General features: G+C 65.6%; 25 protein-coding genes and 1 tRNA gene. 16 read left to right on the top strand and 10 right to left on the bottom strand.

Features of this window, described 5'->3' with window-relative positions; genetic code table 11:
• Positions 1-6: 6 nt before the first annotated feature.
• The 6 genes from nhaD to EA796_RS12505 form a co-directional block, all read right to left on the bottom strand.
• Positions 7-1383 carry a sodium:proton antiporter NhaD gene (gene nhaD, locus EA796_RS12530; RefSeq protein WP_122108846.1) on the bottom strand — a complete coding sequence of 459 codons (1377 nt, stop codon included), beginning with the start codon at positions 1381-1383 and terminating at the stop codon, positions 7-9.
• A 194-nt stretch (positions 1384-1577) separates the two neighbouring features.
• The gene (gene nhaC, locus EA796_RS12525) at positions 1578-3008 is read right to left on the bottom strand and encodes a Na+/H+ antiporter NhaC (protein WP_122108845.1); all 1431 of its coding nucleotides are present in this window, start codon (positions 3006-3008) and stop codon (positions 1578-1580) included.
• A gap of 103 nt (positions 3009-3111) precedes the next feature.
• A complete protein-coding gene (locus EA796_RS12520; protein ID WP_122108844.1) occupies positions 3112-5943 on the bottom strand; it encodes a valine--tRNA ligase in 2832 nt (943 codons plus the stop codon).
• Between the two features lie 127 nt (positions 5944-6070).
• The gene (locus tag EA796_RS12515) at positions 6071-6487 is read right to left on the bottom strand and encodes a DNA polymerase III subunit chi (protein ID WP_122108843.1); all 417 of its coding nucleotides are present in this window, start codon (positions 6485-6487) and stop codon (positions 6071-6073) included.
• Positions 6488-6500: 13 nt separating this feature from the next.
• Positions 6501-6917, bottom strand: a complete 417-nt coding sequence (locus EA796_RS12510; protein WP_122108842.1) for a DNA polymerase III subunit chi — start codon at positions 6915-6917, stop codon at positions 6501-6503.
• A 128-nt stretch (positions 6918-7045) separates the two neighbouring features.
• Positions 7046-8527, bottom strand: coding sequence for a leucyl aminopeptidase (locus EA796_RS12505; RefSeq protein ID WP_122108841.1), 1482 nt, complete (start codon positions 8525-8527; stop codon positions 7046-7048).
• Positions 8528-8668: 141 nt separating this feature from the next.
• Here EA796_RS12505 and lptF point away from each other — a divergent pair, with 141 nt between their 5' ends.
• Both lptF and lptG read left to right on the top strand, forming a co-directional pair.
• Positions 8669-9793, top strand: coding sequence for an LPS export ABC transporter permease LptF (lptF, locus tag EA796_RS12500; protein WP_021442064.1), 1125 nt, complete (start codon positions 8669-8671; stop codon positions 9791-9793).
• On the top strand, positions 9786-10850 hold the full coding sequence (gene lptG / locus EA796_RS12495; RefSeq protein WP_122108840.1) for an LPS export ABC transporter permease LptG: 1065 nt from the start codon (positions 9786-9788) through the stop codon (positions 10848-10850). Before lptF ends, lptG begins: the two co-directional genes overlap by 8 nt.
• Positions 10851-10910: 60 nt before the next feature.
• Here lptG and EA796_RS12490 read toward each other — a convergent pair whose 3' ends face one another.
• From EA796_RS12490 to EA796_RS12480, 3 genes are all read right to left on the bottom strand, one after another.
• The gene (locus tag EA796_RS12490; RefSeq protein ID WP_122108839.1) at positions 10911-11408 is read right to left on the bottom strand and encodes an RDD family protein; all 498 of its coding nucleotides are present in this window, start codon (positions 11406-11408) and stop codon (positions 10911-10913) included.
• Between the two features lie 105 nt (positions 11409-11513).
• Positions 11514-11726, bottom strand: coding sequence for a cold-shock protein (locus tag EA796_RS12485; RefSeq protein WP_003298189.1), 213 nt, complete (start codon positions 11724-11726; stop codon positions 11514-11516).
• A gap of 333 nt (positions 11727-12059) precedes the next feature.
• Positions 12060-12144: transfer RNA gene (locus EA796_RS12480), tRNA-Leu, on the bottom strand.
• A gap of 112 nt (positions 12145-12256) precedes the next feature.
• Between EA796_RS12480 and queA the strand changes: the two genes are divergently transcribed.
• The 6 genes from queA to EA796_RS12450 all read left to right on the top strand — a co-directional run bounded on the left by queA (position 12257) and on the right by EA796_RS12450 (position 18325).
• Complete coding sequence (gene queA, locus EA796_RS12475) at positions 12257-13300, top strand: tRNA preQ1(34) S-adenosylmethionine ribosyltransferase-isomerase QueA (RefSeq protein WP_021442772.1); 1044 nt, start codon at positions 12257-12259, stop codon at positions 13298-13300.
• Between the two features lie 20 nt (positions 13301-13320).
• A complete protein-coding gene (gene tgt / locus EA796_RS12470; RefSeq protein ID WP_122108895.1) occupies positions 13321-14436 on the top strand; it encodes a tRNA guanosine(34) transglycosylase Tgt in 1116 nt (371 codons plus the stop codon).
• Positions 14437-14476: 40 nt separating this feature from the next.
• Entirely contained in the window at positions 14477-14809 is a 333-nt protein-coding gene (gene yajC, locus EA796_RS12465; RefSeq protein WP_021442770.1) for a preprotein translocase subunit YajC, read from the top strand.
• Between the two features lie 68 nt (positions 14810-14877).
• The gene (gene secD / locus EA796_RS12460; RefSeq protein WP_021442769.1) at positions 14878-16746 is read left to right on the top strand and encodes a protein translocase subunit SecD; all 1869 of its coding nucleotides are present in this window, start codon (positions 14878-14880) and stop codon (positions 16744-16746) included.
• 2 nt (positions 16747-16748) lie between these two features.
• Complete coding sequence (gene secF, locus EA796_RS12455; protein WP_122108838.1) at positions 16749-17666, top strand: protein translocase subunit SecF; 918 nt, start codon at positions 16749-16751, stop codon at positions 17664-17666.
• Between the two features lie 116 nt (positions 17667-17782).
• The gene (locus tag EA796_RS12450) at positions 17783-18325 is read left to right on the top strand and encodes a glycine zipper 2TM domain-containing protein (RefSeq protein ID WP_021442767.1); all 543 of its coding nucleotides are present in this window, start codon (positions 17783-17785) and stop codon (positions 18323-18325) included.
• 58 nt (positions 18326-18383) lie between these two features.
• Here EA796_RS12450 and suhB read toward each other — a convergent pair whose 3' ends face one another.
• Positions 18384-19199: an inositol-phosphate phosphatase gene (suhB, locus tag EA796_RS12445; protein ID WP_122108837.1), complete on the bottom strand. Its 816-nt coding sequence runs from the start codon at positions 19197-19199 to the stop codon at positions 18384-18386.
• A 145-nt stretch (positions 19200-19344) separates the two neighbouring features.
• Between suhB and trmJ the strand changes: the two genes are divergently transcribed.
• The 8 genes from trmJ to hscA all read left to right on the top strand — a co-directional run bounded on the left by trmJ (position 19345) and on the right by hscA (position 25988).
• A complete protein-coding gene (trmJ, locus tag EA796_RS12440) occupies positions 19345-20124 on the top strand; it encodes a tRNA (cytosine(32)/uridine(32)-2'-O)-methyltransferase TrmJ (protein ID WP_178082561.1) in 780 nt (259 codons plus the stop codon).
• Positions 20117-20902 carry a serine O-acetyltransferase gene (cysE, locus tag EA796_RS12435; RefSeq protein ID WP_021442764.1) on the top strand — a complete coding sequence of 262 codons (786 nt, stop codon included), beginning with the start codon at positions 20117-20119 and terminating at the stop codon, positions 20900-20902. The genes trmJ and cysE overlap by 8 nt, the downstream gene beginning before the upstream one ends.
• 136 nt (positions 20903-21038) lie before the next feature.
• Entirely contained in the window at positions 21039-21533 is a 495-nt protein-coding gene (iscR, locus tag EA796_RS12430) for a Fe-S cluster assembly transcriptional regulator IscR (protein ID WP_122108835.1), read from the top strand.
• A gap of 30 nt (positions 21534-21563) precedes the next feature.
• Complete coding sequence (locus EA796_RS12425) at positions 21564-22778, top strand: IscS subfamily cysteine desulfurase (RefSeq protein ID WP_122108834.1); 1215 nt, start codon at positions 21564-21566, stop codon at positions 22776-22778.
• Between the two features lie 43 nt (positions 22779-22821).
• A complete protein-coding gene (gene iscU / locus EA796_RS12420) occupies positions 22822-23208 on the top strand; it encodes a Fe-S cluster assembly scaffold IscU (RefSeq protein WP_003246233.1) in 387 nt (128 codons plus the stop codon).
• A 14-nt stretch (positions 23209-23222) separates the two neighbouring features.
• Entirely contained in the window at positions 23223-23546 is a 324-nt protein-coding gene (gene iscA, locus EA796_RS12415) for an iron-sulfur cluster assembly protein IscA (protein WP_021442761.1), read from the top strand.
• Between the two features lie 9 nt (positions 23547-23555).
• Positions 23556-24077, top strand: a complete 522-nt coding sequence (hscB, locus tag EA796_RS12410) for a co-chaperone HscB (RefSeq protein ID WP_122108833.1) — start codon at positions 23556-23558, stop codon at positions 24075-24077.
• 45 nt (positions 24078-24122) lie between these two features.
• Positions 24123-25988 (top strand): Fe-S protein assembly chaperone HscA, encoded by a 1866-nt coding sequence (hscA, locus tag EA796_RS12405; RefSeq protein WP_122108832.1) that lies wholly within the window; start codon positions 24123-24125, stop codon positions 25986-25988.
• Positions 25989-25991 lie beyond the last annotated feature (3 nt).

Here is a 25991-nt window from a genome sequence, read left to right as displayed (position 1 = left end):
TCCCTGTTACAGGCTGGCGATGGCGATATAGGTGGCGGCGCCGGCCAGGTAGCCGATAAAGGCCAGGCCGGTGATCTTCTTCAGGTACCAGATGAAGTTGATCTTCTCCATGCCCATGGCGGCCACCCCGGCCGCCGAACCGATGATCAGGCAGCTGCCGCCGGTGCCGGCGCAGTAGGCGAGCATTTCCCAGAAGTTGCCGTTGACCACGAAGTTGCGCAGCCAGGGCAGTTCGCTGGCGGCGGCGGTGGCCAGGGTTTCCGGGCTGACCAGCGGGTACATCTTCATCGCACCGGCGACCATCGGCACGTTGTCCACCACCGCCGACAGCATGCCGATGGAGATGGCGATGCTGTAGACGTTGCCCAGGCTGTCCTTGAGGTAGGTGGCGACCTGGATCAGGTGGCCGGCGCTGGACAGCGCGGACACCGCCAGCAGGATGCCGAGGAAGAACAGCACGCTGGTGATGTCGATGCGGCGCAGCACGCCGACCACCGACAGCGGGTCCTTGTCCTCGCTGTTCTTGCTGCGGTGGATGATTTCGGTGGTCACCCACAGCAGGCCGAGGCCGAAGAGGATGCCCATGTACGGCGGCAGGTGGGTGATGGTCTTGAACACCGGGACGAAGATCAGCGCGCCTAGCCCTAAGCAGAACACCAGGTTGCGCTCGAACGGGGTGGTCGGGTCGCGACGGCTTTCGGCGCTTTCCTTGAGCCGCGGCGGGGTGACCTCGCCCTTGAGCACGAAGCTCATGAGGATCAGCGGCACCAGCAGGCAGACCAGGCTGGGCAGAAACAGCTTGGCGATGATGCCGGTGGCGGTGACCTGCTCGCCGATCCACAGCATGGTGGTGGTGACGTCGCCGATGGGCGACCAGGCGCCGCCGGAGTTGGCGGCGATCACCACGATGCCGGCGTAGAACCAGCGCTCGTGCTGGTCGGCGATCAGCTTGCGCAGCAGCGAGATCATCACGATGGTGGTGGCCAGGTTGTCCAGCGCGGCGGAGAGGAAGAAGGTGATCAGCCCCACCAGCCACAGCAGGTGCACGCGCTTGGTGGTGCGGATGCGGTCGGTGATCACCTTGAAGCCTTCGTGGGCGTCGATCAGCTCGACTATGGTCATGGCGCCCATGAGGAAGAACAGGATCTCGGAGATCTCGCCCAGGTGGTGGCGCAGTTCCTCGACCACGTGATTGGTGTTGGTGCTGGCGCCGGCGGTGCCGGTGCCCAGCAGCGGCAGGATGCTGTCGGCGCCCAGTACCAGGATGGTCCAGGCGACCACGGCGGTGAGCAGCGCGGAGGCCGCCTTGTCGATCTTTAACGGGTGCTCCAGTGCGATGCACAGGTAGCCGAGGACAAAGACGAGTGCCATCAACGCATACATGTTCGGGGGTTCCGTTCTGATTTTTATTGGTCGGGAGGTGCCGGAGGCTGTAGCCAGGCGGCTGAAGATGCCTGAATCAATTGGAAAAAGGGAAGGCTTTTATGGCGAAAAGGGGCAAACAGCAGCAGCGTTTTGCGACCTGATGAGGAGTCCCGGGACGGCGCGGCGGTCGCCCCGGTGGCTAGCGCGGATGCCTAGTCGAGCGCTTGCGGCCTGGGCGGCGCGATATAGGCCAGGGCGATGGCCAGCAGCGGCATGATCAGGTTGAAGAAGCAGTAGGGCAGGTAGCTCAGGGTGGCCACGCCGAGGGTGGCGGCCATGTAGGCGCCGCAGGTGTTCCAGGGCACCAGCACCGAGGTCAGGGTGCCGCCGTCTTCCAGGGCGCGCGACAGGCTGGTCGGCGGCAGGCCGCGTTTCTCGTACTCGGCGCGGTACATGCGCCCCGGCAGCACCAGGGCGATGTACTGGTCGGCGGTGATGGCGTTGGTGCCGATGCTGGTGGTGATGGTGCTGGCGACCAGGCCGCTGTCGCTGCGTACCAGGCGCAGCGCGCTGTGCAGCAGGCGCTGGAGCAGGCCGAGGCGCTCCAGCACGCCGCCGAAGCACATGGCGCAGATGATCAGCCACACAGTGGTGAGCATGCTGGCCATACCGCCCTTGGACAGCAGGCCGTCCAGCTCGGCGTTGCCGCTGGCCGACTGATAGCCGGCGAACAGCGCGCTCCATACCGTCTTCAGCGGCGCCAGGGCGCCGGCCGCCGGATCGGCCAGGCGGCTCATCACTTCGGGTTGGAACAGCACGGCGAACAGCGCGCCGAGCAGGGCGGCGAGAAACACCGCGGGAAAGGCCGCCCACTGGCGCACCGCGAGCAGCAGCAGAAAGGCCACCGGCAGCAGCAGGTGCCAGCCCAGGCTGAACTGCGTTTCCAGCGCCGCCAGTACCTCGGCGATGCGCCCGGTGTCGTGGCTGGCGCCGGCCTGCTGGCCGAGCACGAAGAAGATCGCCAGGGCGATCAGCAGCGCCGGCAGCGTGGTGCGCAGCATGTTGCGGATATGCGCGAACAGCTCGGCGCCGGCGGCGGCCGGGGCCAGGTTGGTGGTGTCCGACAGCGGCGACAGCTTGTCGCCGAAATAGGCGCCGGAAATGATCGCCCCCGCGGTGATCGCCGGATCCAGGCCCAGGCCCGCGGCCACGCCCATCAGGCCGATGCCGAGGGTGCCGGCCACCGTCCAGGAGCTGCCGATCGACAGCGCGGTGAGCGCGCAGATCAGGCAACTGGTGAGGTAGAAGTACTCGGCGCTGATCAGCTTGAGGCCGAGCCAGATCATGGTCGGCACGGTGCCGGCGAGAATCCAGGTGCCGATCAGCGCGCCGACCGCCAGCAGGATCAGGTTGGCCTTCATCGCCATATGGATGCCGGCGAGTATGCCTTCCTCGATCTCGGCCCAGCGCAGGCCGTTCTTCAGGCCGACCAGGCCGGCGACGAAGGCGGCGCTCATCAGGGCGATCTGGTTCGGCCCGCTGGAGGAGCCGTCGCCGAACAGGTAGACGGAAAGGCCGAGCAGCAGCACCAGCACGCCGATCGGCAGCAGCGCGTCGAGTAGGGAAGGGGAGCGGGCAGTCATGGGTGTACCGGTCAATCGATGAAACGGAGGCCGAGTCGGGCCTCTGCGGAAAAAACAAAACCCGCGCCGGTTAGGGCGCGGGCCTGTGGGTATTGCGCAGGGATCAGAGCGCGGCGATCTTGCCGCGCTGCTCCACCAGCTTGCTCAGCGCCTGTTCGGCCTCGGCCAGCTTGGCGCGTTCCTTGTCCAGCACTTCGGCCGGCGCCTTGGCGACGAAGCCCTCGTTGGCGAGCTTGCCGCCGACGCGCTGCACTTCGCCCTGCAGGCGGGCGATTTCCTTGTCCAGGCGCGCCAGCTCGGCGTCCTTGTCGATCAGCCCGGCCATCGGCACCAGCACCTGCATCTCGCCGACCAGGGCGGTGGCGGACATCGGCGCCTCTTCACCGGCGGCCAGTACACGCACCGATTCCAGCTTGGCCAGCTTGTTCAGCAGCGGCTCGAAGTCGGCCAGGCGGCGCAGGTCGGAGGCCGCGGCGTTTTGCACGATGATGTCGATGCGCTTGGCCATGGAGATCTTCATCTCGCCACGGATCTGGCGCACGCCGAGCATCAGCTGCTTGACCCACTCGATATCGGCCTCGGCGGCGGCGTCGATGCGCTCCTCGGCGGCGACCGGCCAGGGCTGCAGCATCAGGGTGGCGCCGTCCTTGCCAGCCAGGGCCTTGATGCGCTGCCAGATTTCTTCGGTGATGAAGGGCATGAACGGATGAGCCAGGCGCAGGATCACTTCCAGCACGCGCACCAGGGTGCGACGGGTGCCGCGCTGGCGCTCGATCGGGGCGTTCTCGTCCCACAGCACCGGCTTGACCAGTTCCAGGTACCAGGCGCAGTACTCGTCCCAGATGAACTCATACAAGGCTTGTGCCGCCATGTCGAAGCGGAAGGCGTCGAGGTGGCGGGTCACGTCCTGCTCGCAGCGCTGCAGGGCGGAGATGATCCAGCGGTCGACCGGCGACAGATCCACTGGCTCGCCGTTGACGCCGGTGTCCTGGCCATCGGTGTTCTCGATGACGAAGTTGGCGGCGTTCCACAGCTTGTTGCAGAAGTTGCGGTAGCCCTCGACGCGGCCCATGTCGAACTTGATGTCGCGGCCGGTGGAGGCCAGCGCCAGGTTGGTGAAGCGCAGGGCGTCGGTGCCGTAGGCGGCGATGCCTTCGGGGAATTCGGCGCGGGTCTGCTTGGCGATCTTCTCGGCCAGCTTGGGCTGCATCATGCCGCTGGTGCGTTTTTCCAGCAGCTCGTCCAGGCTGATGCCGTCGACTATGTCCAGCGGGTCGAGCACGTTGCCCTTGGACTTGGACATCTTCTGCCCCTGGCCGTCGCGCACCAGGCCGTGCACGTACACGGTCTTGAACGGGATCTGCCCGGTCAGGTGGGTCGACAGCATGATCATCCGGGCGACCCAGAAGAAGATGATGTCGAAGCCGGTGACCAGCACGTCCGTGGGGTGGAAGGTCTTGAGGAAATCGGTCTGCTCGGGCCAGCCGAGGGTGGAGAAGGTCCACAGGCCGGAGCTGAACCAGGTGTCCAGCACGTCCTCGTCCTGGCGCAGGGCGGCATCGCCGAGGTTGTGCTTGGCGCGCACCTCCGCCTCGTCGCGGCCGACGTAGACGTTGCCGGCCTCGTCGTACCAGGCCGGGATGCGGTGGCCCCACCACAGCTGACGGCTGATGCACCAGTCCTGGATGTCGCGCATCCAGCTGAAGTACATGTTCTCGTACTGCTTGGGCACGAACTGGATCTCGCCGCTCTCGACCACGGCGATGGCCTTCTCGGCCAGAGGCTTGGTGGAGACGTACCACTGGTCGGTCAGCCAGGGCTCGATCACGGTGCCGGAGCGGTCGCCCTTCGGCACTTTCAGCGCGTGGTCTTCGATCTTCTCCAAGAGGCCTGCGGCTTCGAAGGCGGCGACGATGCGCTTGCGCGCCTCGAAGCGGTCCAGGCCGGCGTATTCGGCCGGCAGGCTGCCGTCCACCTCGGTGTTGACGCTACCGTCGATATTGAACACCTGGGCGCGCGCCAGCACGGCGGCGTCGGCATCGAAGATATTGATCAGCGGCAGGTAGTGGCGCTTGCCGACTTCATAGTCGTTGAAGTCGTGCGCCGGGGTGATCTTCACGCAGCCGGTACCGAACTCGGGGTCGCAGTAGTCGTCGGCGATGATGGGGATGCGCCGGCCCACCAGCGGCAGTTCGACGAAGCTGCCGATCAGGGCTTTATAGCGCTCGTCCTCCGGGTGCACGGCCACGGCGGCGTCGCCGAGCATGGTTTCCGGGCGGGTGGTGGCGACGATCAGATGATCCTTGCCGTCGGCGGTCTTCTTGCCGTCGGCCAGCGGGTAGCGCAGGTTCCACAGGTGGCCCTTCTCGTCGTGGTTTTCCACTTCGAGGTCGGAAATGGCGGTGTGGAACTTGGTGTCCCAGTTGACCAGGCGCTTGCCGCGGTAGATCAGACCATCCTGGTGCAGGCGCACGAAGGCCTCTTTAACGGCTTCGGACAGGCCCTCGTCCATGGTGAAGCGCTCGCGCGACCAGTCCACCGACGAGCCCAGGCGGCGGATCTGCCGGGTGATGGTGCCGCCGGACTGTTCCTTCCACTCCCAGACCTTCTCCAGGAACTTCTCGCGGCCCAGGTCGTGACGACCGATGCCCTGCGCGGCCAGCTGGCGCTCCACCACCATCTGGGTGGCGATGCCGGCGTGGTCGGTGCCCGGCTGCCACAGGGTGTTGCGGCCCTGCATGCGGCGGAAGCGGATCAGGCAGTCCATGATCGAGTTGTTGAAGCCGTGGCCCATGTGCAGGCTGCCGGTGACGTTCGGCGGCGGGATCATGATGCAGTACGGCTCACCGCTACCCTGTGGGGCGAAGTAGTTGTTCTGCTCCCAGGTCTGGTACCAGTTGGATTCGATGGCGTGCGGCTGGTAGGTCTTGTCCATGCGCGGCGGGACCCTTGTGACGGCTGATCGGAAAAGCCGGCAAGTATAACGGGGATGGGCCTTGCGGCGTAAGGGCAGCGCGTCAGCGAGCGGTAGCGGGGGCCGCGCCAGAGGCGTTAGGGGCAGGTCAGGGTTTGCGCGGCGGTAGCAGGCGCGGCAGGCGGGCTTCCAGGCGGCGCTTGAGTTCGGCCTCGATCTGCGGCACGAAATCGTCGATCACGTCCTGCAGGATCAGTTGCGCAGCGGCGCGCAGTTCGCCGTCCAGGCGCTGCAGGTCGCGGGCGCTGTCTTGCAGGCGCGGCTCCAGGCTGGCGCGCAGCGTGGCGCTGCTGGCAGCGGCCGACGGGCCGCTGGGCGGCGGGGCGATATTGAAGGGTGGCGGCGGGCCGGGCGGCGCGCTGACGATATCGGAGAGCACCGGGATGCTGTCCGGGTCGAGCGAATCGATCAGCAGCGGCGGCTCGAGGCTTTCGTCGCCCAGCAGTTCGCGGATCGACTCGAGGTCGTTGAGCAGTTGGGTCGGCTTGTGCGGGGGCTTGTCCATGGGGCGACGCGCTTTACAGTTCTACGCGCTTGGGATCATACCCGCGCTGGCGATAGGTACGGAAATTCTCGCGACAGGCGTCGAGTAGATCCGGCTGCTGGTTGACGATCTCGATGATCCGCGCGAAGCGTTCGACATGCGGCGACAGGCTGCTGCCGAGGTTGATCAGCACGCCCTGCTCGAAGCCCGGCGCCTCGTCCAGGCCCAGGGTCACCGGCGACTGCGGCGCGTCGCGGTGCAGGTCGTGGGGCACGAAGCGCTCGGCCTTGAACGCCCACAGCAACTGGTCCAGCGCCTCGCACTGCGCCGCGTCGCCGCCGCGGACAAACACCGGCAGGCCGGCGCTCCAGGCCTTCAGCGCCAGTTGGCAGGCGGCGCGCAGGCGGCCTTCGGCGTCGCTGGAGGAGAGGACGTAGAACTCGATACGCATGAGGGGCTCGTTGAACGCTATGGGTGGCAGGGGGCTTGAGTCGCCAATGTGCTCGGCGGCCTTGGCTTCAGGCCGCCGGGCGGAGCGCTGCGCGCTCCTCGTCGGGCTTCGCTGCGCTCAGCGTCAACCTACGCGCGATCGAGCAGGTACTGGGTCAGCAGCGGCACCGGGCGGCCGGTGGCGCCCTTGTCCTTGCCGCCGCTGATCCAGGCGGTGCCGGCGATATCCAGGTGCGCCCAGTGATAGTTCTTGGCGAAGCGCGAGAGGAAGCAGCCGGCGGTGATGGTGCCGGCCTTGGGCCCGCCGATATTGGCGATGTCGGCGAAGGGGCTGTCCAGCTGCTCCTGGTATTCGTCGTACAGCGGCAGCTGCCAGGCGCGGTCGTCGGCCTGCTCGCCGGCCTTGAGGATCTGCTTGATCAGCGCCTCGTTGTTGCCCATCAGGCCGGAGACGTTGCTGCCCAAGGCGACGATGCAGGCGCCGGTGAGGGTGGCGATGTCGATCACCGCCTGCGGCTTGAAGCGTTCGGCGTAGGTCAGGGTGTCGCACAGCACCAGGCGGCCTTCGGCGTCGGTGTTGAGGATCTCCACGGTCTGCCCGCTCATGCTGGTGACGATATCGCCGGGGCGAGTGGCGCGGCCGCTGGGCATGTTCTCGGCGCAGGCCAGCAGGCACACCAGGTTGATCGGCAGTTGCAGCTCGAGCACCGCCTTGAGGGTGCCGAACACGCTGGCGGCGCCGCACATGTCGTACTTCATCTCGTCCATGCCGGCCGCCGGCTTGATGCTGATGCCGCCGGTGTCGAAGGTGATGCCCTTGCCGACCAGGGCGAAGGGTTTGTCGTCCTTCTTGCCGCCCTGGTAGTGCATGACGATCATCCGCGGCGGCTGCTCGCTGCCCTGGGCCACGGCGAGGAAGGCGCCGGCGCCGAGTTCCTTGAGCTTCTTCTCGTCGAGGATGTCCACCTTGAGGTTCTTGTGCGCCTTGCCCAAAGCCTTGGCCTCTTCGGCCAGGTAGCTGGGGTGGCAGAGGTTCGGCGGCAGGTTGCCGAGGTTCTTGGTCAGCGCCATGCCGCTGGCGATGGCGCGGGCGTGCTGCGCGCCGCGCTCGACCGCAGCCAGTTCGGCCTTGTCGGCGATCAGGGTGATCTTCTTCAGCGCGCGGGCATCGGCCTTCTGGCTCTTGAACTGCTCGAACAGGTAGTCGCCGTCGGCCAGGGTTTCCACGATCAGGCGCGCCTTGCCGTAGGCGTCGCGGCCCTTGACCTTGAGCTCGCCGAGGGCCAGCACGGCGTCGCTGCCGCCGAGGCCCTTGAGCACGCCGTGCAGGCTTGCAACCAATTTGCGCAACTGACGGTCGGATAGATCGCCCTTGCCGCTGCCCACCAGCAGCACACGCTCGGCCTTGAGTCCGGGCAGGCTGTGCAGCAGCAGGGTCTGGCCCGGCTTGCCGGCGATGTCGCCACGCTTGAGCACGGCGGAGAGGGCGCCGCCGCTGGCCGCGTCGACGGCCTTGGCGGCTTCGCCCAGCTTGCGGCCTTCGCCGATGGCCAGCACCAGGGTGGCGGTCTTCAGGGTTTCCGGGCGGGTGCTTTTGACGAGGAATTCCATATGAGCTGTCCCCAAGACAAAGAGTCGGGTTTGGCGGATAATGCCCGCTATTTTTTCGAGGGCCCGCCGTAAGGCGGGCCGGCAAAGGTGCGGCTAGTGTGAGCGTTCGCGCCCGAGCCTGACAACCCTGGAGCGTCCGGTTTGATCGTCTTCCGTTATCTGTCCCGCGAAGTGCTGGTAACCCTCAGTGCGGTGAGCGCCGTGCTGCTGGTGATCATCATGAGCGGCCGTTTCATCAAGTACCTGGCGCAGGCCGCGCAGGGGGCGCTTGATCCCGGCGTGCTGTTTCTGATCATGGGGTACCGGATTCCCGGCTTCCTCCAGCTGATCCTGCCGTTGGGCCTGTTCCTCGGTTTCCTCCTGGCCTATGGCCGTCTCTATCTCGACAGCGAAATGACCGTGCTCTCGGCCACCGGCGTCAGCCAGCAGCGGCTGACCGCCTACAGCATGGCGCCGGCGCTGATCGTCGCCCTGCTGGCCGGCTGGTTGAGCATGGGCCTGGCGCCGCAGGGCGTGGCCGAGGTGTCGCGCATTCTCAACGAACAGGATGCCCTGACCGAGCTGGACACCCTGGTGCCGGGGCGCTTCCAGTCGATGAAGGACGGCTCGCGGGTGACCTATTCGCAGGAGCTGTCGGCCGACCGCAGCGAGTTGCGCGGGGTGTTCATGTCGGAGAAGCGCTTCTCCGCCGACGGTCGATCCGAACGCGGCATCACCGTGCTGGTGGCCGAGAGCGGGCGCCAGGAAATCCAGGCCGACGGCAGTCGCTACCTGATCCTGGAGAACGGCTACCGCTACGACGGCGAGCCGGGCGAAGCCGATTACCGCGCCATCCAGTACGACACCTACGGCGTGCTGCTGCCCAAGCCGGAGGTGGCCATCGAGGCCAGCGAGCGCGAGGCGATGCCGACCCGCGAGCTGCTGGGCAGCGATGATCCGCGCCTGCAGGCCGAACTGCAGTGGCGCCTGTCGATTCCGCTGCTGGTGTTCGTGGTCACCCTGCTGGCGGTACCGCTGTCGAAGGTCAACCCGCGCCAGGGGCGCTTCCTCAAGCTGTTGCCGGCAATCTTCCTGTATATGGCCTATCTGGGTCTGCTGATCGCTGCCCGCGGCGCGCTGGACAAGGGCAAGCTGCCGCCCGGGCTGGGGCTGTGGTGGGTGCATGGCATCTTCCTGGCGATCGGTGTGCTGCTGCTGTACTGGGAACAATTGAGCCTGTGGTGGGCCGGCCGCCGCGCTGCGGCAGTGGAGGTGGCCCATGGCTAAGCTGGATAGGTACATCGGCACCCAGGTGTTCCTGGCCATTCTCGCGGTGCTGGGCATCATCCTCGGCCTGGCCCTGCTGTTCGCCTTCATCGACGAGCTGGGCGACCTCAACAAGGGCGACTACGGCGTCGGCCAGGCGCTCTGGTACGTGCTGCTGACCGCGCCGCGGCGTGCCTACGAGATGCTGCCGATGGCGGCGCTGATCGGCTGCCTGATCGGCCTCGGCAGCCTGGCCAGCAACAGCGAACTGACCATCATGCGCGCCGCCGGGGTGTCCATCGGCCGCATCGTCTGGGCCGTGATGAAGCCCATGCTGGTGCTGATGCTGGCCGGCATCCTGGTCGGCGAGTACGTCGCACCGCTGACCGAGAACCAGGCCCAGGCCGACCGCGCCCTGGCCCAGGGCGGCGGCGCCGCGCAGAGCTCCAAGCGCGGTATGTGGCACCGCCAGGGGCAGGAGTACGTGCATATCAACGCCGTGCAACCCAATGGCCTGCTGCTCGGGGTGACCCGCTACCGTTTCGACGGCGAGCGGCGCATGCAGTCCGCCAGCTTCGCCCGGCGCGCCGAGCACCGCGGCGATCACTGGGTGTTGCGCAATGTGCAGACCACCCACTTCCGCGAAGGCGCCACCGAGGTGGTCAAGAGTCCCGAGGAGCGCTGGGACATCGAATTGAGCCCGCAACTACTCAGCACCGTGGTGATGGAGCCCGAGTCGCTGTCGGTCAGCGGCCTGTGGCAGTACATCCACTACCTGGGCGAGCAGGGCCTGAACAACGCCCGCTACTGGCTGGCGTTCTGGAGCAAGGTGCTGCAGCCGCTGGTGACCGGCGCGCTGGTGTTGATGGCGATTTCCTTCATCTTCGGCCCGCTGCGCTCTGTTACCCTGGGGCAGCGGGTGTTCACCGGCGTGCTGGTGGGCTTCGTGTTCCGCATCGCCCAGGACCTGCTCGGGCCGTCCAGTCTGGTGTTCGGCTTCTCGCCGCTGCTGGCGGTGCTGGTGCCGGCGGGGATCTGCGCGCTGGCCGGGGTGTGGCTGCTGAGGCGTGCGGGCTGAGCTTCGCGTGTGCATGAAAAAGCCGGCTATCAGAGCCGGCTTTTTTCTGCCTGCGTCGCGCTACTTCTTGTGGATATTCTTCGGCAGTTGTACCACGTGGCTGTCGGAGTAAATGTCGTGCCAGGTGCGGCCCTGTTTGTCCCACAGCATCCAGAGAAAACCGAGGCCGGCGAACAGCCAGGAGCCGATGGCGACCACGAAGCGCAGCAGCGCCTGCCACAGGTCGATGGCGCTGCCGTCGGCGTTCTGGATGCGCAGGCCCCAGGCCTGCATGCCCAGGGTCTGGCCGTTGTGGGTCCAGAACTTGGCGAAGAAGGCGAACAGGCTGAGCAGCACCAGGCTGGCCAGGATCGGGTCGTTGTCCAGGGCGCCGGCTTCGGCCATGGCCAGCAGGGCCTCGCTGCCGTGGATCAGGCGCAGGATCCCCTGCTGATAGATCAGGGTGACCACCATGATCAGCGCGACGCAGAGCAGGAAGTCGTAGAAGATCGCCGCCAGGCGACGGATCAGGCCGGCAGTGGGGAAGTCCCCCTGCGGGCGCAGCTGGTGTCTCGGCATGATGGGCTCGCTGTGACGATAGGGCGCGCCATTCTAACCGCGACTTTTCCACAGGCATAAAAAAACCCCCGATGCAGCATCAGGGGTTCTTCAAAGCAGCGGCGATCAGCCCAGGATCTGAACCTGGTCGGCCTGCATGCCTTTTTGACCTTGCACAGCGACGAAGCTGACTTTCTGACCTTCTTTCAGGCTCTTGAAACCATTGCCTTCGATCGCGCGGAAGTGCACGAACAGATCCGGACCGCTCTCGGGAGTGATAAAACCAAAACCTTTCTCGTCGTTAAACCACTTGACGGTACCGTTCTGACGATTCGACATGTCTTTTTCCTTGAAACTAGAGTTGATGACAGCCTCTAACTATAGAGGGCTGAGACTGGTTGCAAGGAGTAATAGAAGTCGAGCGGGATGTAGCGGATCTTGATGATCTACTGCACCAGGTCACGATTCACAGCGACCCATGCAAACAGTGCAATCACTCTACGCTAACTTTTGCGCAATTGCCAACCCCCGCCGGCGCGGCTGTTGGCCAGGTTTTACGGGGCTCGCCGAGGGGCTGGGAAAGTGCAGTTGCAGCACTTGTGCGGCACGGCGCGAAGTCCCTGGCGCGGGCATGAAAAAGCCCGCAAGACCAAGGTCTTGCGGGCTCTAAGCTGGTGCCCCGGGGGAGACTCGAACTCCCACTCCTTTCGAAAACGGATTTTGAATCCGCCGCGTCTACCGATTCCGCCACCGGGGCACGATGGCGGCGCAGTATAGGGATGCCTCAGAGTCCGGTCAATCGGCGTGCGTGGCCAGTTTGGGGGAATTCCGGTAAGCTTTGCCGCCCTGCAGAATTGCCCCCTCCGATCATGCGTGTTGCCGATTTCCACTTCGATCTTCCCGAGTCGTTGATCGCCCGTCATCCCCTGGCCGAACGTCGGGCCAGCCGTCTGCTGCAACTGGACGGGCCCAGCGGCGAACTGCGCCACGGCCAGTTCACCGACTTGCTCGGCCATTTGCGCGCCGGCGATCTGATGGTGTTCAACAATACCCGGGTGATTCCGGCGCGGTTGTTCGGCCAGAAGGCCTCCGGCGGCAAGCTCGAGGTGCTGGTAGAGCGGGTGCTGGATCAGCACCGCGTGCTGGCGCACGTGCGTTCCAGTAAATCGCCCAAGCCCGGTTCGCAGATTTTCGTCGACGGTGGCGGCGAGGCCGAGATGGTCGCGCGTCACGACGCCCTGTTTGAGCTGCGCTTTACCGAGCCGGTGCTGCCGATGCTCGAACGCGTCGGTCATATGCCGCTGCCGCCTTATATAGACAGGCCGGACGACGAGGCCGACCGCGAGCGCTACCAGACCGTCTACGCCGAGAAGGCCGGTGCGGTGGCGGCGCCCACCGCCGGGTTGCACTTCGACGACGAGCTGCTGGCGGCGATCCGCGCCAAGGGCGTGGACACCGCCTTCGTCACCCTGCACGTCGGTGCCGGCACCTTCCAGCCGGTGCGTGTCGAGCGGATCGAAGACCACCATATGCACAGCGAATGGCTGGAGGTCGGTCAGGACGTGGTCGACGCCGTGGCCGCCTGCCGGGCGCGCGGCGGTCGGGTGATCGCGGTGGGCACCACCAGCGTGCGCTCGCTGGAGACGGCGGCGCGCGATGGCGAGCTGAAGGCCTTCAGCGGCGACACCGACATCTTCATCTACCCGGGCCGCCCGTTCCATGTGGTCGATGCCCTGGTGACCAATTTCCATTTGCCCGAGTCGACCCTGCTGATGCTGGTGTCGGCCTTCGCCGGCTACGCCGAGACCATGGCCGCCTACCGCGAGGCCGTGGCGCAGGGCTATCGCTTCTTCAGTTACGGTGATGCCATGTTCATCACCCGCAATCCCGCCGCGCGCGGGCCCGAGGTTTGAGTATGTCGCGCACCTGTCGCATGTCCTTCGAGTTGCTGGCTACCGACGGCAAGGCCCGTCGCGGCCGGCTGACCTTCCCCCGTGGCGTGGTCGAGACCCCGGCCTTCATGCCGGTGGGTACCTACGGCACGGTCAAGGGCATGTTGCCGCGCGACGTCGAGGATATCGGCGCGCAGATCATCCTCGGTAACACCTTCCACCTGTGGCTGCGCCCGGGCATGGAAGTGATCAAGAAGCACGGCGACCTGCACGACTTCATGCAGTGGCAGGGGCCGATCCTCACCGACTCCGGCGGTTTTCAGGTGTTCAGCCTGGGCGCGATGCGCAAGATCAAGGAGGAGGGCGTGTACTTCGCCTCGCCGGTCGATGGCGCCAAGGTGTTCATGGGCCCGGAAGAGTCGATGCAGGTGCAGCGCGACCTGGGCTCGGACATCGTGATGATCTTCGACGAATGCACGCCGTACCCGGCCGAGTTCGACGTGGCCAAGCGCTCCATGGAGCTGTCGCTGCGTTGGGCCAAGCGTTCCAAGACCGCCCATGGCGAGAGCACGGCGGCGCTGTTCGGCATCGTCCAGGGCGGCATGCACGAAGAGTTGCGCATGCGCTCGCTGGAAGGGCTGTGCGAGATCGGCTTCGACGGCCTGGCCATCGGCGGTCTGTCGGTGGGCGAGCCGAAGGAGGAGATGATCCGCGTGCTGGACTTCCTGCCGCCGCAGATGCCGGCCGACAAGCCGCGCTACCTGATGGGCGTGGGCAAGCCGGAAGACCTGGTCGAGGGCGTGCGCCGCGGGGTGGACATGTTCGACTGCGTGATGCCGACGCGCAATGCACGCAACGGCCACCTGTTCGTCGACAGCGGCGTGGTGAAGATCCGCAACGCCGTGCACAAGCACGACGACTCGCCGCTGGATCCGAGCTGCGACTGTTACACCTGCAAACACTTCTCCCGCGCCTACCTGCATCACCTGGACAAGTGCGGCGAAATGCTCGGTAGCATGCTCAATACCATCCATAACTTGCGGCAATATCAGCGGGTTATGGCTGGTTTGCGCGAGGCTATCGGACAGGGTACATTGGCCGCCTTTGTCGAAAGCTTCTATGCCAAGCGCGGCCTGCCCGTGCCGCCGCTGGACTGATTCCCGAACGATTCAACATCCTTTCCATTAGGAGTGATACATGAGCTTTTTCATCCCCGCCGCCTACGCTGACACCGCTCCGGCTGCCGGCCCTGCCGGTAGCGGCTTCGAGTGGGTGTTCCTGATCGGCTTTCTGGTCATCTTCTACCTGATGATCTGGCGTCCCCAGGCCAAGCGCGCCAAGGAGCACAAGAACCTGCTCGGCAGCCTGCAGAAGGGCGACGAGGTGGTGACCAGCGGCGGTATCGCCGGCAAGGTGACCAAGGTGGCCGACGATTTCGTGGTGATCGAGGTTTCCGACAGCGTCGAGCTGAAGTTCCAGAAGCAGGCCATCGCCGCCACCCTGCCCAAGGGCACGCTGAAAGCCATCTGATTCGGTTGTTAGTTTTCCACTCGACGGGGCGCTTTTAGCGCCCCGCGTCATAAGCGGGCGGCTCGTTCATGCTCAATAAATACCCTCTGTGGAAGTACCTGCTGATTCTGGCCGTATTGGCCGTCGGCCTGGTGTACTCCATCCCCAATCTCTATCCGGACGATCCGGCCGTGCAGATCAGCGGCGCCAGCTCGGCGCTGAGCATCGAGCAGAGCGATCTCGATCGTGCCGGCAAGGCGCTGCAGGATGCCGGCATCGCGGTCAAGGACATCGGCCTCGACGAGCGCGGCCGCACTGGCCTGATCCGTCTGACCAAGCAGGATGACCAGCTGCCGGCCAAGGACGTGGTCCGCCGCGCCCTGGGCGACGACTACGTGGTGGCGCTGAACCTGGCGCAGACCACCCCCGACTGGCTGCGCAGCCTCGGCGCCAGCCCGATGAAACTGGGCCTGGACCTGTCCGGCGGCGTGCACTTCCTGCTGGAAGTCGACATGGACAAGGCGCTGGATGTGCGACGCAAGGTCTACGAAGGCGAGATCAAGAGCCTGCTGCGCAAGGAGCGCATTCGCTACCGCAGCATGCCGGAACAGGACGGTCGCATTCAGCTCGGCTTCGCCGACAGCGATGCGCTGGAGCAGGCTCAGCGCCTGATTCGCAAGGACTTCAACGATTTTGAGATCACCACCGTCGAGCGCGGTGGTCAGCAGGTGCTGCAACTCGGCCTGACCGCGGCGAAGATCGCCGAGATCCGCGAGTACTCGATCAAGCAGAACCTCACCACAGTGCGCAACCGGGTCAACGAACTCGGCGTGGCCGAACCGCTGGTGCAGCGTCAGGGTGCCAACCGTATCGTGGTCGAGCTGCCGGGCGTGCAGGACACCGCCGAAGCCAAGCGCATCCTCGGCAAGACCGCCAACCTGGAATTCCGCCTGCAGGCCGATTTCGACGCGCCGCGCGGCGCCACCGAAACCTTCGGTTTCCGCGAGGAAGGCCGCCCGCCGGTGCAACTCGAGCGTGAGCTGATCATCACCGGCGACCAGGTCACCGACGCCCAGGCCAGCTTCGACGAGAACGGCCGGCCACAGGTCAACATCCGTCTCGACGGCCACGGCGGCGACCTGATGAACCGTGCCACGCGCAACAACGTGGGGCGCAGCATGGCGGTGATCTTCATCGAGCAGAAGCCGGTGACCCGCTACGTGCGTCAGGTGGTCGACGGCGTCGAGCAGGAAGTGGCCGTATCGTCCTTCGTCGAGGAGAAGAAGATCATCAGCCTGGCGACCATCCAGTCGCCTTTGGGCAGCCAGTTCCGCATCACCGGCCTCAACGGCCAGGGCGAATCCTCCGAGCTGGCTCTGCTGCTGCGTGCCGGCGGCCTGGCGGCGCCGATGTACTTCGCCGAGGAGCGCACCATCGGCCCGAGCCTGGGTGCCGAGAACATCGCCAAGGGCATCGAGTCCACCGAGTGGGCGATGATCTTCGTGGCGCTGTTCATCGTCGCCATCTACCGCTTCTTCGGGGTGCTGGCGACCGTCGCGCTGGCGTTCAACCTGGTGTTGCTGGTCGGTCTGATGTCGGCCATCGGCGCCACCCTGACCCTGCCAGGCATCGCCGGTATCGTGCTGACCCTGGGCATGGCGGTGGACGCCAACGTGCTGATCTTCTCGCGTATCCGCGAGGAATTGGCCAATGGCCTGCCCGTGCAGCGCGCCATCCACGAGGGTTTCGACCGCGCCTTCTCGGCAATTCTCGACAGTAACCTGACCACCCTGCTGGTCGGCGGCATCCTGTTCGCCATGGGCACCGGCCCGGTCAAGGGCTTCGCGGTGACCATGTCGCTGGGCATCGTCACCTCGATGTTCACCGCCATCATGTTCACCCGTGGCCTGGTCAACCTGATCTTCGGTGGCCGTAACTTCAAGAAGCTGTGGATCTAGCCATGATCAAGTCAACCATTCGTTTCATGGCGGTGCGCAACATCGCCTTTACCATGACCCTGGTGCTCACCCTGGTCGGGCTCGGGGCGCTGTTCGCCAAGGGCCTGAACTTCGGTCTGGATTTCACCGGCGGTACCCTGATCGAGCTGCAATACGAGCAGCCGGCCGACCTCGAGCTGATCAAGCGCGAGCTGGGCCAGGCCGGTTACGCCGACGCCGTGGTGCAGAACTTCGGCGCCAGCACCGATGTGCTGGTGCGCCTGGCGGGCGATGACCCCGACCTGGGCAACCGGGTGGCCGAGGCCCTGCGCAAGGTCGACAGCACCACCGAGTTCGAGGTCAAGCGGGTCGAGTTCGTCGGTCCGCAGGTGGGTGAGGAACTGCGCGACCAGGGCGGCATCGCCATGCTCCTGGCGCTGGGCGGCATCCTGCTGTACCTGGCGTTTCGCTTCCAGTGGAAATTCGGCGTCGGCGCCATCGCCTCCCTGGTGCACGACGTGGTGATCACCCTTGGCGTGCTGGCGTTCTTCCAGATTCCCTTCGACCTGACCGTGCTGGCGGCGGTACTGGCGATGATCGGTTACTCGCTGAACGACACCATCATCATCTACGACCGCATCCGCGAGAACTTCCGCATGCTGCGCAAGGCGTCGCTGGTCGAGAACATCGACATCTCGATCACCCAGACCCTGCTGCGTACCATTGCCACCTCGTTGTCCACCGCGCTGGCCCTGCTGGCGCTGCTGTTCTTCGGCGGCGACGTGCTGGCGGCCTTCGCCCTGACCCTGCTGGTCGGTGTGGTGGTGGGTACCTACTCGTCGGTGTACATCGGCTCCGTGGTGCTGATCTGGCTGAAGCTGAGCGTCGAGGATCTGATTCCGCCGGCCGTCGAAGCCGAGGTTGACGACGGGCGCCCCTGAGGCTGTGACCTGCTTCATGTAATGCGCATGCGGGCCGCGACAGGGCGAACTTGTCGCGGCCTTCTGCTGTCCTAGGCAAGGAGAAAGGCGCGAGTCGCCGAGCCTAGGAGAGAATCATGAACAAGTCGATGTTGATCGGTACCGTGCTGGGCGCTGTCGGCGTTACCGCTGGCGGCGCGGTTGCCACTTACAGCCTGGTCGATCGCGGCCCGCAGTATGCCGAAGTGCTGGCGGTGACCCCGGTCAAGGAAACCATCAAGACGCCGCGCGAGGTGTGCAAGGACGTCACCGTTACCCGTCAGGCGCCAGTTAAGGATCAGCACCAGATCGCCGGCACCGCCATCGGCGCCATCGCCGGCGGTCTGCTGGGCAATCAGGTTGGCGGCGGCAGCGGCAAGAAGATCGCCACCGTAGCTGGTGCGGTCGGCGGCGGCTACGCCGGCAACAAGATCCAGGAAGGCATGCAGGCGCGCGACACCTACACCACCACCGAAACCCGCTGCAACACCGTGACCGACACCAGCGAGAAGCTGGTGGGGTACGACGTCAAGTATCAGCTGGGCGAGCAGGTCGGTACCGTGCGCATGGACCGCGATCCGGGCGCTCAGATTCCGGTTAACAAGCAGGGTGAGCTGGTGCTGGTGCAGCAGGCGCAATAATCGCCGTTCATAAAAAAACGCCCCTCGGGGCGTTTTTTTATTGTCGGGCGACTGGCGCTCAGCGCTTCATCGACGGCGCCAGGTGCGGCTGAATGGCGGTCAGCACGGCCTTGAAGCACTTGGTGTTGCCGGCGACGATCTGGCCCTTCTCGAGGAATTCGTGGCTGCCGCTGAAGTCGCTGACCAGGCCGCCTGCTTCCTGAATCAGCAGGGCGCCGGCGGCCATGTCCCACTCGGACAGGCCGAACTCCCAGAATGCGTCGTAGCGACCGGCGGCGACGTAGGCCAGGTCCAGGCTGGCGGCGCCGGCACGGCGCAGGCCGGCGGTCTGGCCGACCAGGCTGCGGAACATGCCCAGGTAGTTCTCGAGGTTGTCCAGTTGCTCGTTGCGGAACGGGAAGCCGGTACCCAGCAGCGCGCCGTCCAGGCTCTTGCGGTTGCTCACGCGCAGGCGGCGGCCATTGAGGGCGGCGCCGCGGCCGCGGCTGGCGGTGAATTCTTCCTGGCGCACCGGGTCGAGCACGATGGCGTGCTCCAGGCGGCCGCGGTACTTGCAGGCGATGCTGATGGCGAAGTGCGGCACGCCGCGGATGAAGTTGGTGGTGCCGTCCAGCGGGTCGATGATCCACTGGTAGTCGGCGCCTTCGCCGCTGCCTTCCAGTGCACCGCCTTCCTCGCCGAGGAAGCTGTGGGTCGGGTAGGCCTTGCGAATGGCCTGGACGATCATCAGTTCGGCGGCGCGATCGACCTCGGTGACGTAATCCTTGGCATCCTTCTCGTCGACCGAGATGACGTCCAGGCGCTCGATGGAGCGAAAGATCATTTCACCGGCGCTGCGAGCGGCGCGCAGGGCGATATTCAGCATGGGCTGCATGGAAGGTTCACCTGGGGCGTTAAAGAAAGCCGGCCATGTTAGCAGAAAAGTCCGGCGGATGCAGTGCCGTCTGTACGCCGCATGGCATTAATCCGAGGGCTTGGGTAAGATCGTTGCCCCCTTGTCGTCTCTGAGAGTGCCTGCGTTGCTGGACAATATTCGCGTGGTTTTGGTCAACACCAGTCATCCGGGCAATATCGGCGGCGCGGCGCGGGCGATGAAGAACATGGGCCTGTCGCGTCTGGTGCTGGTAGATCCCGAGGATTTTCCCAGCGGCGACGCGGTGGCGCGCGCCTCCGGCGCCACGGATATCCTCGATGCGGCGCTGGTGGTCGGCACGCTGGAGGAGGCGCTGGTCGGCTGCAGCCTGGTGATCGGCACCAGTGCGCGGGATCGGCGCATTCCCTGGCCGCTGCTCGATCCGCGCGAGTGCGGGGTGACCAGTTGCGAACAGGCTGCCTCCGGCGGCGAGGTGGCGTTGGTGTTCGGTCGCGAGTACGCCGGGCTGACCAACGAGGAGCTGCAGCGCTGTCAGTACCACGTGCATATCCCGTCCAATCCCGAGTTCAGTTCGCTGAACCTGGCGGCGGCGGTGCAGGTGCTGGCCTACGAAGTGCGCATGGCCTGGCTGGCGGCGCAGAATCTACCGACCAAGGTGGAGAAGCTGGAAACCACTGCCATGCTCAATTCCCAGGCGGCTACGGCGGATGAGCTGGAGTCCTTCTACGGCCACCTGCAGCGGGTGCTGGTGATGATCGGATTCCTCGATCCGCTGAAGCCGCGGCACCTGATGACCCGTCTGCGTCGCCTGTATGGGCGCAGTGCGGTGAGCAAATTGGAAATGAATATCCTGCGCGGCATTCTCACCGAGACCGAGAAGGCCGTGCGCGGTGAGCCTCACAAGCAGGGGAAGTCCGATGTTTGAGCGCATGCGAGAAGATATCCAGAGCGTGTTTCACCGCGATCCGGCGGCGCGCAACGCCTTTGAGGTGGTCACCTGCTACCCGGGCCTGCATGCGGTCTGGCTGCATCGCGTTGCCCACGCCCTGTGGCGCTCGGGCTGGAAGTGGCTGGCGCGGGTGGTGTCCAACTTCGGCCGCTGGCTGACCGGTATCGAGATTCATCCGGGGGCGAAGATCGGTCGGCGTTTCTTCATCGACCACGGCATGGGCATCGTCATCGGCGAGACCGCCGAGATCGGCAACGACGTCACGCTGTACCAGGGGGTGACCCTGGGCGGCACCAGCTGGAACAAGGGCAAGCGCCACCCGACCCTGGAAGACGGCGTGGTGGTCGGCGCCGGGGCCAAGGTACTTGGTCCGTTCACTGTCGGCGCCGGTGCCAAGATCGGCTCCAATGCGGTGGTGACCAAGGAGGTGCCGGCCGGTGCTACCGCGGTGGGGATTCCCGGCAAGATCATCGTCAAGTCCGACGACGAGCAGGAGGCCAAGCGTCAGGCGATGGCCGAGAAGATCGGCTTCGATGCCTATGGCGTCGGTCAGGACATGCCGGACCCGGTGGCGCGCGCCATCGGCCAGTTGCTCGATCACCTGCATGCGGTCGACGGCCGTCTCGAGGGCATGTGCAAGGCGCTCACTGCCCTGGGTAGCGACTATTGCGCCAAGGACCTGCCGGTGCTGCGCGACGAGGACTTCGCCGAGGTGTGCAAGGACCAGCAGCAGGGCGATAAGCCTGCGGCCTGATGCGCGGCGAGGCGGTCTTTGCTATGATGCCGCCTCTTTTTGCGCTCAATCCCGAGTAAATCAATAGGTCTTATAGTTGACTTAAATACTCGGGAATCGCATACTTCGCCGCAATTCAGTGATTCGTGGTAGAGCCATGCGACTGACCACCAAAGGCCGTTACGCCGTTACCGCCATGCTCGATCTGGCGTTGCACGCGCAGCATGGTCCCGTATCCCTGGCCGATATTTCCGAGCGGCAAGGTATCTCCCTGTCCTACCTGGAGCAACTGTTCGCCAAGCTGCGGCGCGGCAATCTGGTGTCCAGCGTGCGCGGGCCGGGCGGTGGCTATCAGCTGTCGCGCGATATGCGCGGCATCCAGGTGGCCCAGGTGATCGATGCGGTCAACGAGTCGGTGGATGCCACCCGTTGCCAGGGGCAGGGCGATTGCCATGCCGGCGACACCTGCCTGACCCATCATCTGTGGTGCGACCTCAGTCAGCAGATTCACGAGTTCCTCAGTGGCATCAGCCTGGCCGATCTGGTCGCGCGCCGCGAGGTACAGGAAGTCGCGCTGCGCCAGGATCAGCGCCGCTGTACTGGCAGGACCGTGCCACACCTGGACAAGATTGAAGCGTCCGCCGTCGAATGAGCAGGGCGTTTGCCTGATAGGAGAAGCCTGATGAAATTGCCGATTTACCTCGATTACTCCGCTACCACCCCGGTCGATCCGCGTGTGGCGCAGAAGATGAGCGAGTGCCTGCTGGTCGATGGTAACTTCGGCAACCCGGCTTCGCGTTCCCACGTGTTCGGCTGGAAGGCCGAAGAGGCGGTGGAAAACGCTCGCCGCCAGGTCGCCGAACTGGTGGGTGCCGACCCGCGCGAGATCGTCTGGACCAGCGGCGCGACCGAGTCCGATAACCTCGCCATCAAGGGCGTGGCGCACTTCTACGCCAGCAAGGGCAAGCACATCGTCACCTCGAAGATCGAGCACAAGGCGGTGCTGGACACCACCCGCCAGCTCGAACGCGAAGGTTTCGAGGTCACCTACCTGGAGCCCGGCGAAGACGGCCTGATCACCCCGGCCATGGTCGAGGCCGCGCTGCGCGACGACACCACGCTGGTGTCGGTGATGCATGTCAACAACGAGATCGGCACCATCAACGACATCGCCGCCATCGGCGAGCTGACCCGCTCGCGCGGCGTGCTGTTGCATGTCGATGCGGCGCAGTCCACCGGCAAGGTGGAGATCGACCTGGACAAGCTCAAGGTCGACCTGATGTCCTTCTCCGCGCACAAGACCTACGGCCCGAAAGGCGTCGGCGCCCTCTACGTACGGCGCAAGCCTCGCGTGCGCCTGGAGGCCCAGACCCACGGCGGCGGCCACGAGCGCGGCATGCGCTCCGGCACCCTGGCCACCCACCAGTGCGTCGGCATGGGCGAGGCCTTCCGTATCGCCAAGGAAGAAATGGCTGCGGAAAACCAGCGCGTCAAAGCCCTGCGCGATCGTTTCTACCGCCAGCTCGAAGGCATGGAAGAGCTGTACGTCAACGGCAGCCTGACCCAGCGCGTGCCGCACAACCTCAACCTGAGTTTCAACTACGTCGAGGGCGAGTCGCTGATCATGGCGCTCAAGGACCTCGCCGTGTCGTCCGGTTCCGCCTGCACCTCGGCTTCCCTGGAGCCGTCCTACGTGCTGCGCGCCCTGGGCCGCAACGACGAACTGGCGCACAGCTCGATCCGCTTCACCTTCGGCCGTTTCACCACCGAAGAGGAAGTCGACTACGCCGCCGCCAAGGTGCGCGAGGCGGTGGACAAGCTGCGCGAACTGTCGCCCCTGTGGGATATGTTCAAAGAAGGTGTCGACCTTTCCTCCGTGGAATGGGCAGCACACTGATAGCTGCCCGAAGAGCGGCACCTGATGAGAGAGGAATAGCACCATGGCTTACAGTGACAAGGTTATCGACCACTACGAGAACCCGCGCAACGTCGGCAAACTGAATGCCGAAGACCCGGACGTCGGCACCGGCATGGTCGGTGCGCCGGCCTGCGGCGACGTGATGCGCCTGCAGATCAAGGTCAACGAGAGCGGCGTGATCGAAGACGCCAAGTTCAAGACCTATGGCTGCGGTTCGGCCATCGCCTCCAGCTCCCTCGCCACCGAGTGGATGAAGGGCAAGACCCTGGACGAGGCCGAGAGCATCAAGAACACCCAGCTGGCCGAGGAACTGGCGTTGCCGCCGGTGAAGATTCACTGCTCGGTGCTCGCCGAGGACGCCATCAAGGCGGCCGTGCGCGATTACAAGCAGAAGAAAGGCTTGCTCTAAACACGAGGTTTGCAATGGCCATCACCATGTCTGAAGCGGCGGCTCGCCACGTGCAGCGTTCCCTCGATGGGCGCGGCAAAGGCGAGGGCATTCGCCTCGGTGTGCGCACCACCGGTTGTTCGGGTCTGGCCTACGTGCTCGAGTTCGTCGACGAACTGGCGGCCGAGGACCAGGTGTTCGAGAGTCACGGCGTCAAGGTGATCATCGACCCCAAGAGCCTGGTGTACCTCGACGGCACCGAGCTGGACTTCGTCAAGGAAGGCCTCAACGAGGGCTTCAAGTTCAATAACCCCAACGTGCGCGGCGAATGCGGCTGCGGCGAGAGCTTCAACGTCTGAGGCTATCGCGTGGGTACTCTTTGTCATTTCGCCCTGTTCGAGCTGCAGCCGAGTTTTCGTCTCGATCTCGAGCAATTGGCCGCGCGCTACCGCGAGCTGGCGCGCCAGGTTCACCCGGATCGTTTCGCCGACGCCGGCGAGCGCGAGCAGCGCCTGGCGCTGGAGCGCTCGGCCAGCCTCAACGAGGCCTACCAGGTGCTGAAGACGCCGTCGCGGCGTGCGCGCTACCTGCTGGCCCTGAGTGGCCCCGAGCTGCCGCTGGAGGTGACGGTGCAGGATCCGGACTTCCTCCTGCAGCAGATGCAGTTGCGCGAGGAGCTGGAGGAGCTGCAGGACGACGCCGACCTGGCTGGCGTGGCCGCCTTCAAGCGCCGCCTCAAGGGCGCGCAGGAGCAACTCAACGACAGCTTCGCCGCCTGCTGGGACGATGACGCCCGGCGCGAGGAGGCCGAGCGCCTGATGCGCCGCATGCAGTTCCTCGACAAGCTCTCCCATGAAGTGCGCCAGTTAGAAGAGCGCCTCGACGATTAACCCGTGGGTTGCCCCGGCAGCCTGCCTGATGATTTCAAGAAGACCATGGCCTTATTGCAGATCGCCGAGCCAGGGCAGAGCCCGCAACCCCATCAGCGTAGGCTGGCGGTGGGTATCGACCTGGGCACCACCAATTCTCTGGTCGCCGCCGTGCGCAGCGGCCTGGCCGAGCCCATCGCCGATGCCGCGGGCAAGGTCATCCTGCCGTCGGCCGTGCGTTATCACGAAGGCAGCGTCGAGGTTGGCGAGTCGGCCAAGCTGGCGGCCGCCCGCGACCCGCTCAATACCGTGCTGTCGGTCAAGCGCCTGATGGGTCGCGGGATCGCCGATGTGCATCAGCTCGGCGAGCAGATGCCTTATCGCTTCGCGGTCGGCGAGTCGCATATGCCCTTTATCGAGACGGTGCAGGGCGCCAAGAGCCCCGTCGAAGTCTCTGCGGAAATCCTCAAGACGCTGCGCCTGCGCGCCGAGCAGGCCCTGGACGGCGAGCTGGTCGGGGCGGTGATCACCGTGCCGGCCTATTTCGACGATGCCCAGCGTCAGGCCACCAAGGACGCCGCGCGCCTGGCCGGCCTCAACGTATTGCGCCTGCTCAACGAGCCGACCGCCGCCGCCGTGGCCTACGGCCTGGATCAGAAGGCCGAGGGCGTGGTGGCGATCTACGACCTGGGTGGCGGTACCTTCGACATTTCCATCCTGCGCCTGACCGGCGGCGTGTTCGAGGTGCTGGCCACCGGCGGCGACAGCGCCCTGGGCGGTGACGATTTCGATCACGCCGTGGCGGACTGGATCATCGGCCAGGCCGGCTTGTCCAGCGACCTCGACCCGGCGACCCAGCGCAGCCTGCTGCAAACCGCCTGCGCGGCCAAGGAAGGGCTGACCGCCGCCGACAGCGTCGAGCTGGCCCATGGCGATTGGCGCGGCACGCTGTCGCGCGCGCAGTTCGAGGCGCTGATCGAGCCGATGCTGGCACGCAGCCTCAAGGCCTGCCGCCGCGCCGTGCGCGACTCCGGCGTCGAGCTGGAGGAGGTCAGTGCGGTGGTCATGGTCGGCGGCTCCACCCGGGTGCCCAGGGTACGCGAAGCGGTCGGCGAGCTGTTCGGCCGCACGCCGCTGACCAACATCGACCCGGATCAGGTGGTGGCCATCGGTGCCGCGATCCAGGCCGACACATTGGCCGGCAATCATCGCGGCGACGGCGAAGAGCTGCTGCTGCTCGACGTGATCCCGCTGTCGCTCGGCCTGGAAACCATGGGCGGGCTGATGGAGAAGCTGATTCCGCGCAACACCACCATTCCGGTGGCGCGCGCGCAGGACTTCACCACCTACAAGGATGGCCAGACGGCCATGATGATCCACGTGCTGCAGGGCGAGCGCGAACTGATCGCCGACTGCCGCTCCCTGGCGCGCTTCGAGCTGCGCGGCATCCCGCCGATGGTGGCCGGCGCGGCGAAGATTCGTGTGACCTTCCAGGTCGATGCCGACGGTCTGCTCAGCGTCGCCGCCCGCGAGCTGGGTTCCGGGGTGGAGGCGAGCATTCAGGTCAAGCCGTCCTACGGCCTGACCGATGGCGAGATCGCGCGCATGCTGCAGGACTCCTTCCAGAACGCCGGCGACGACAAGGCCGCCCGCGCCCTGCGCGAGCTGCAGGTCGACGCCCAGCGCCTGATCGAGGCGGTCGAGGCGGCGCTGCAGGCCGATGGCGAGCGTTTGCTCGATGCCGAGGAGCGTGAGGTCATCGAATTGCAGGTGCAGGAGCTGCGCGAGCTGCTCGCCAGCAATGACGGCCCGGCCATCGAGCGGCAGAGCAAGCGTCTGTCGCAGGTGACCGACGCCTTCGCCGCCCGGCGCCTGGATTCGACGGTAAAAGCCGCGCTGGCCGGGCGCAATCTGAACGAGATCGAGGACTAAACT

This window comes from Pseudomonas sp. AOB-7 (assembly GCF_003696305.1).
Lineage (GTDB): Bacteria > Pseudomonadota > Gammaproteobacteria > Pseudomonadales > Pseudomonadaceae > Aquipseudomonas.
This window is presented reverse-complemented; position numbering and strand designations above follow the sequence as displayed.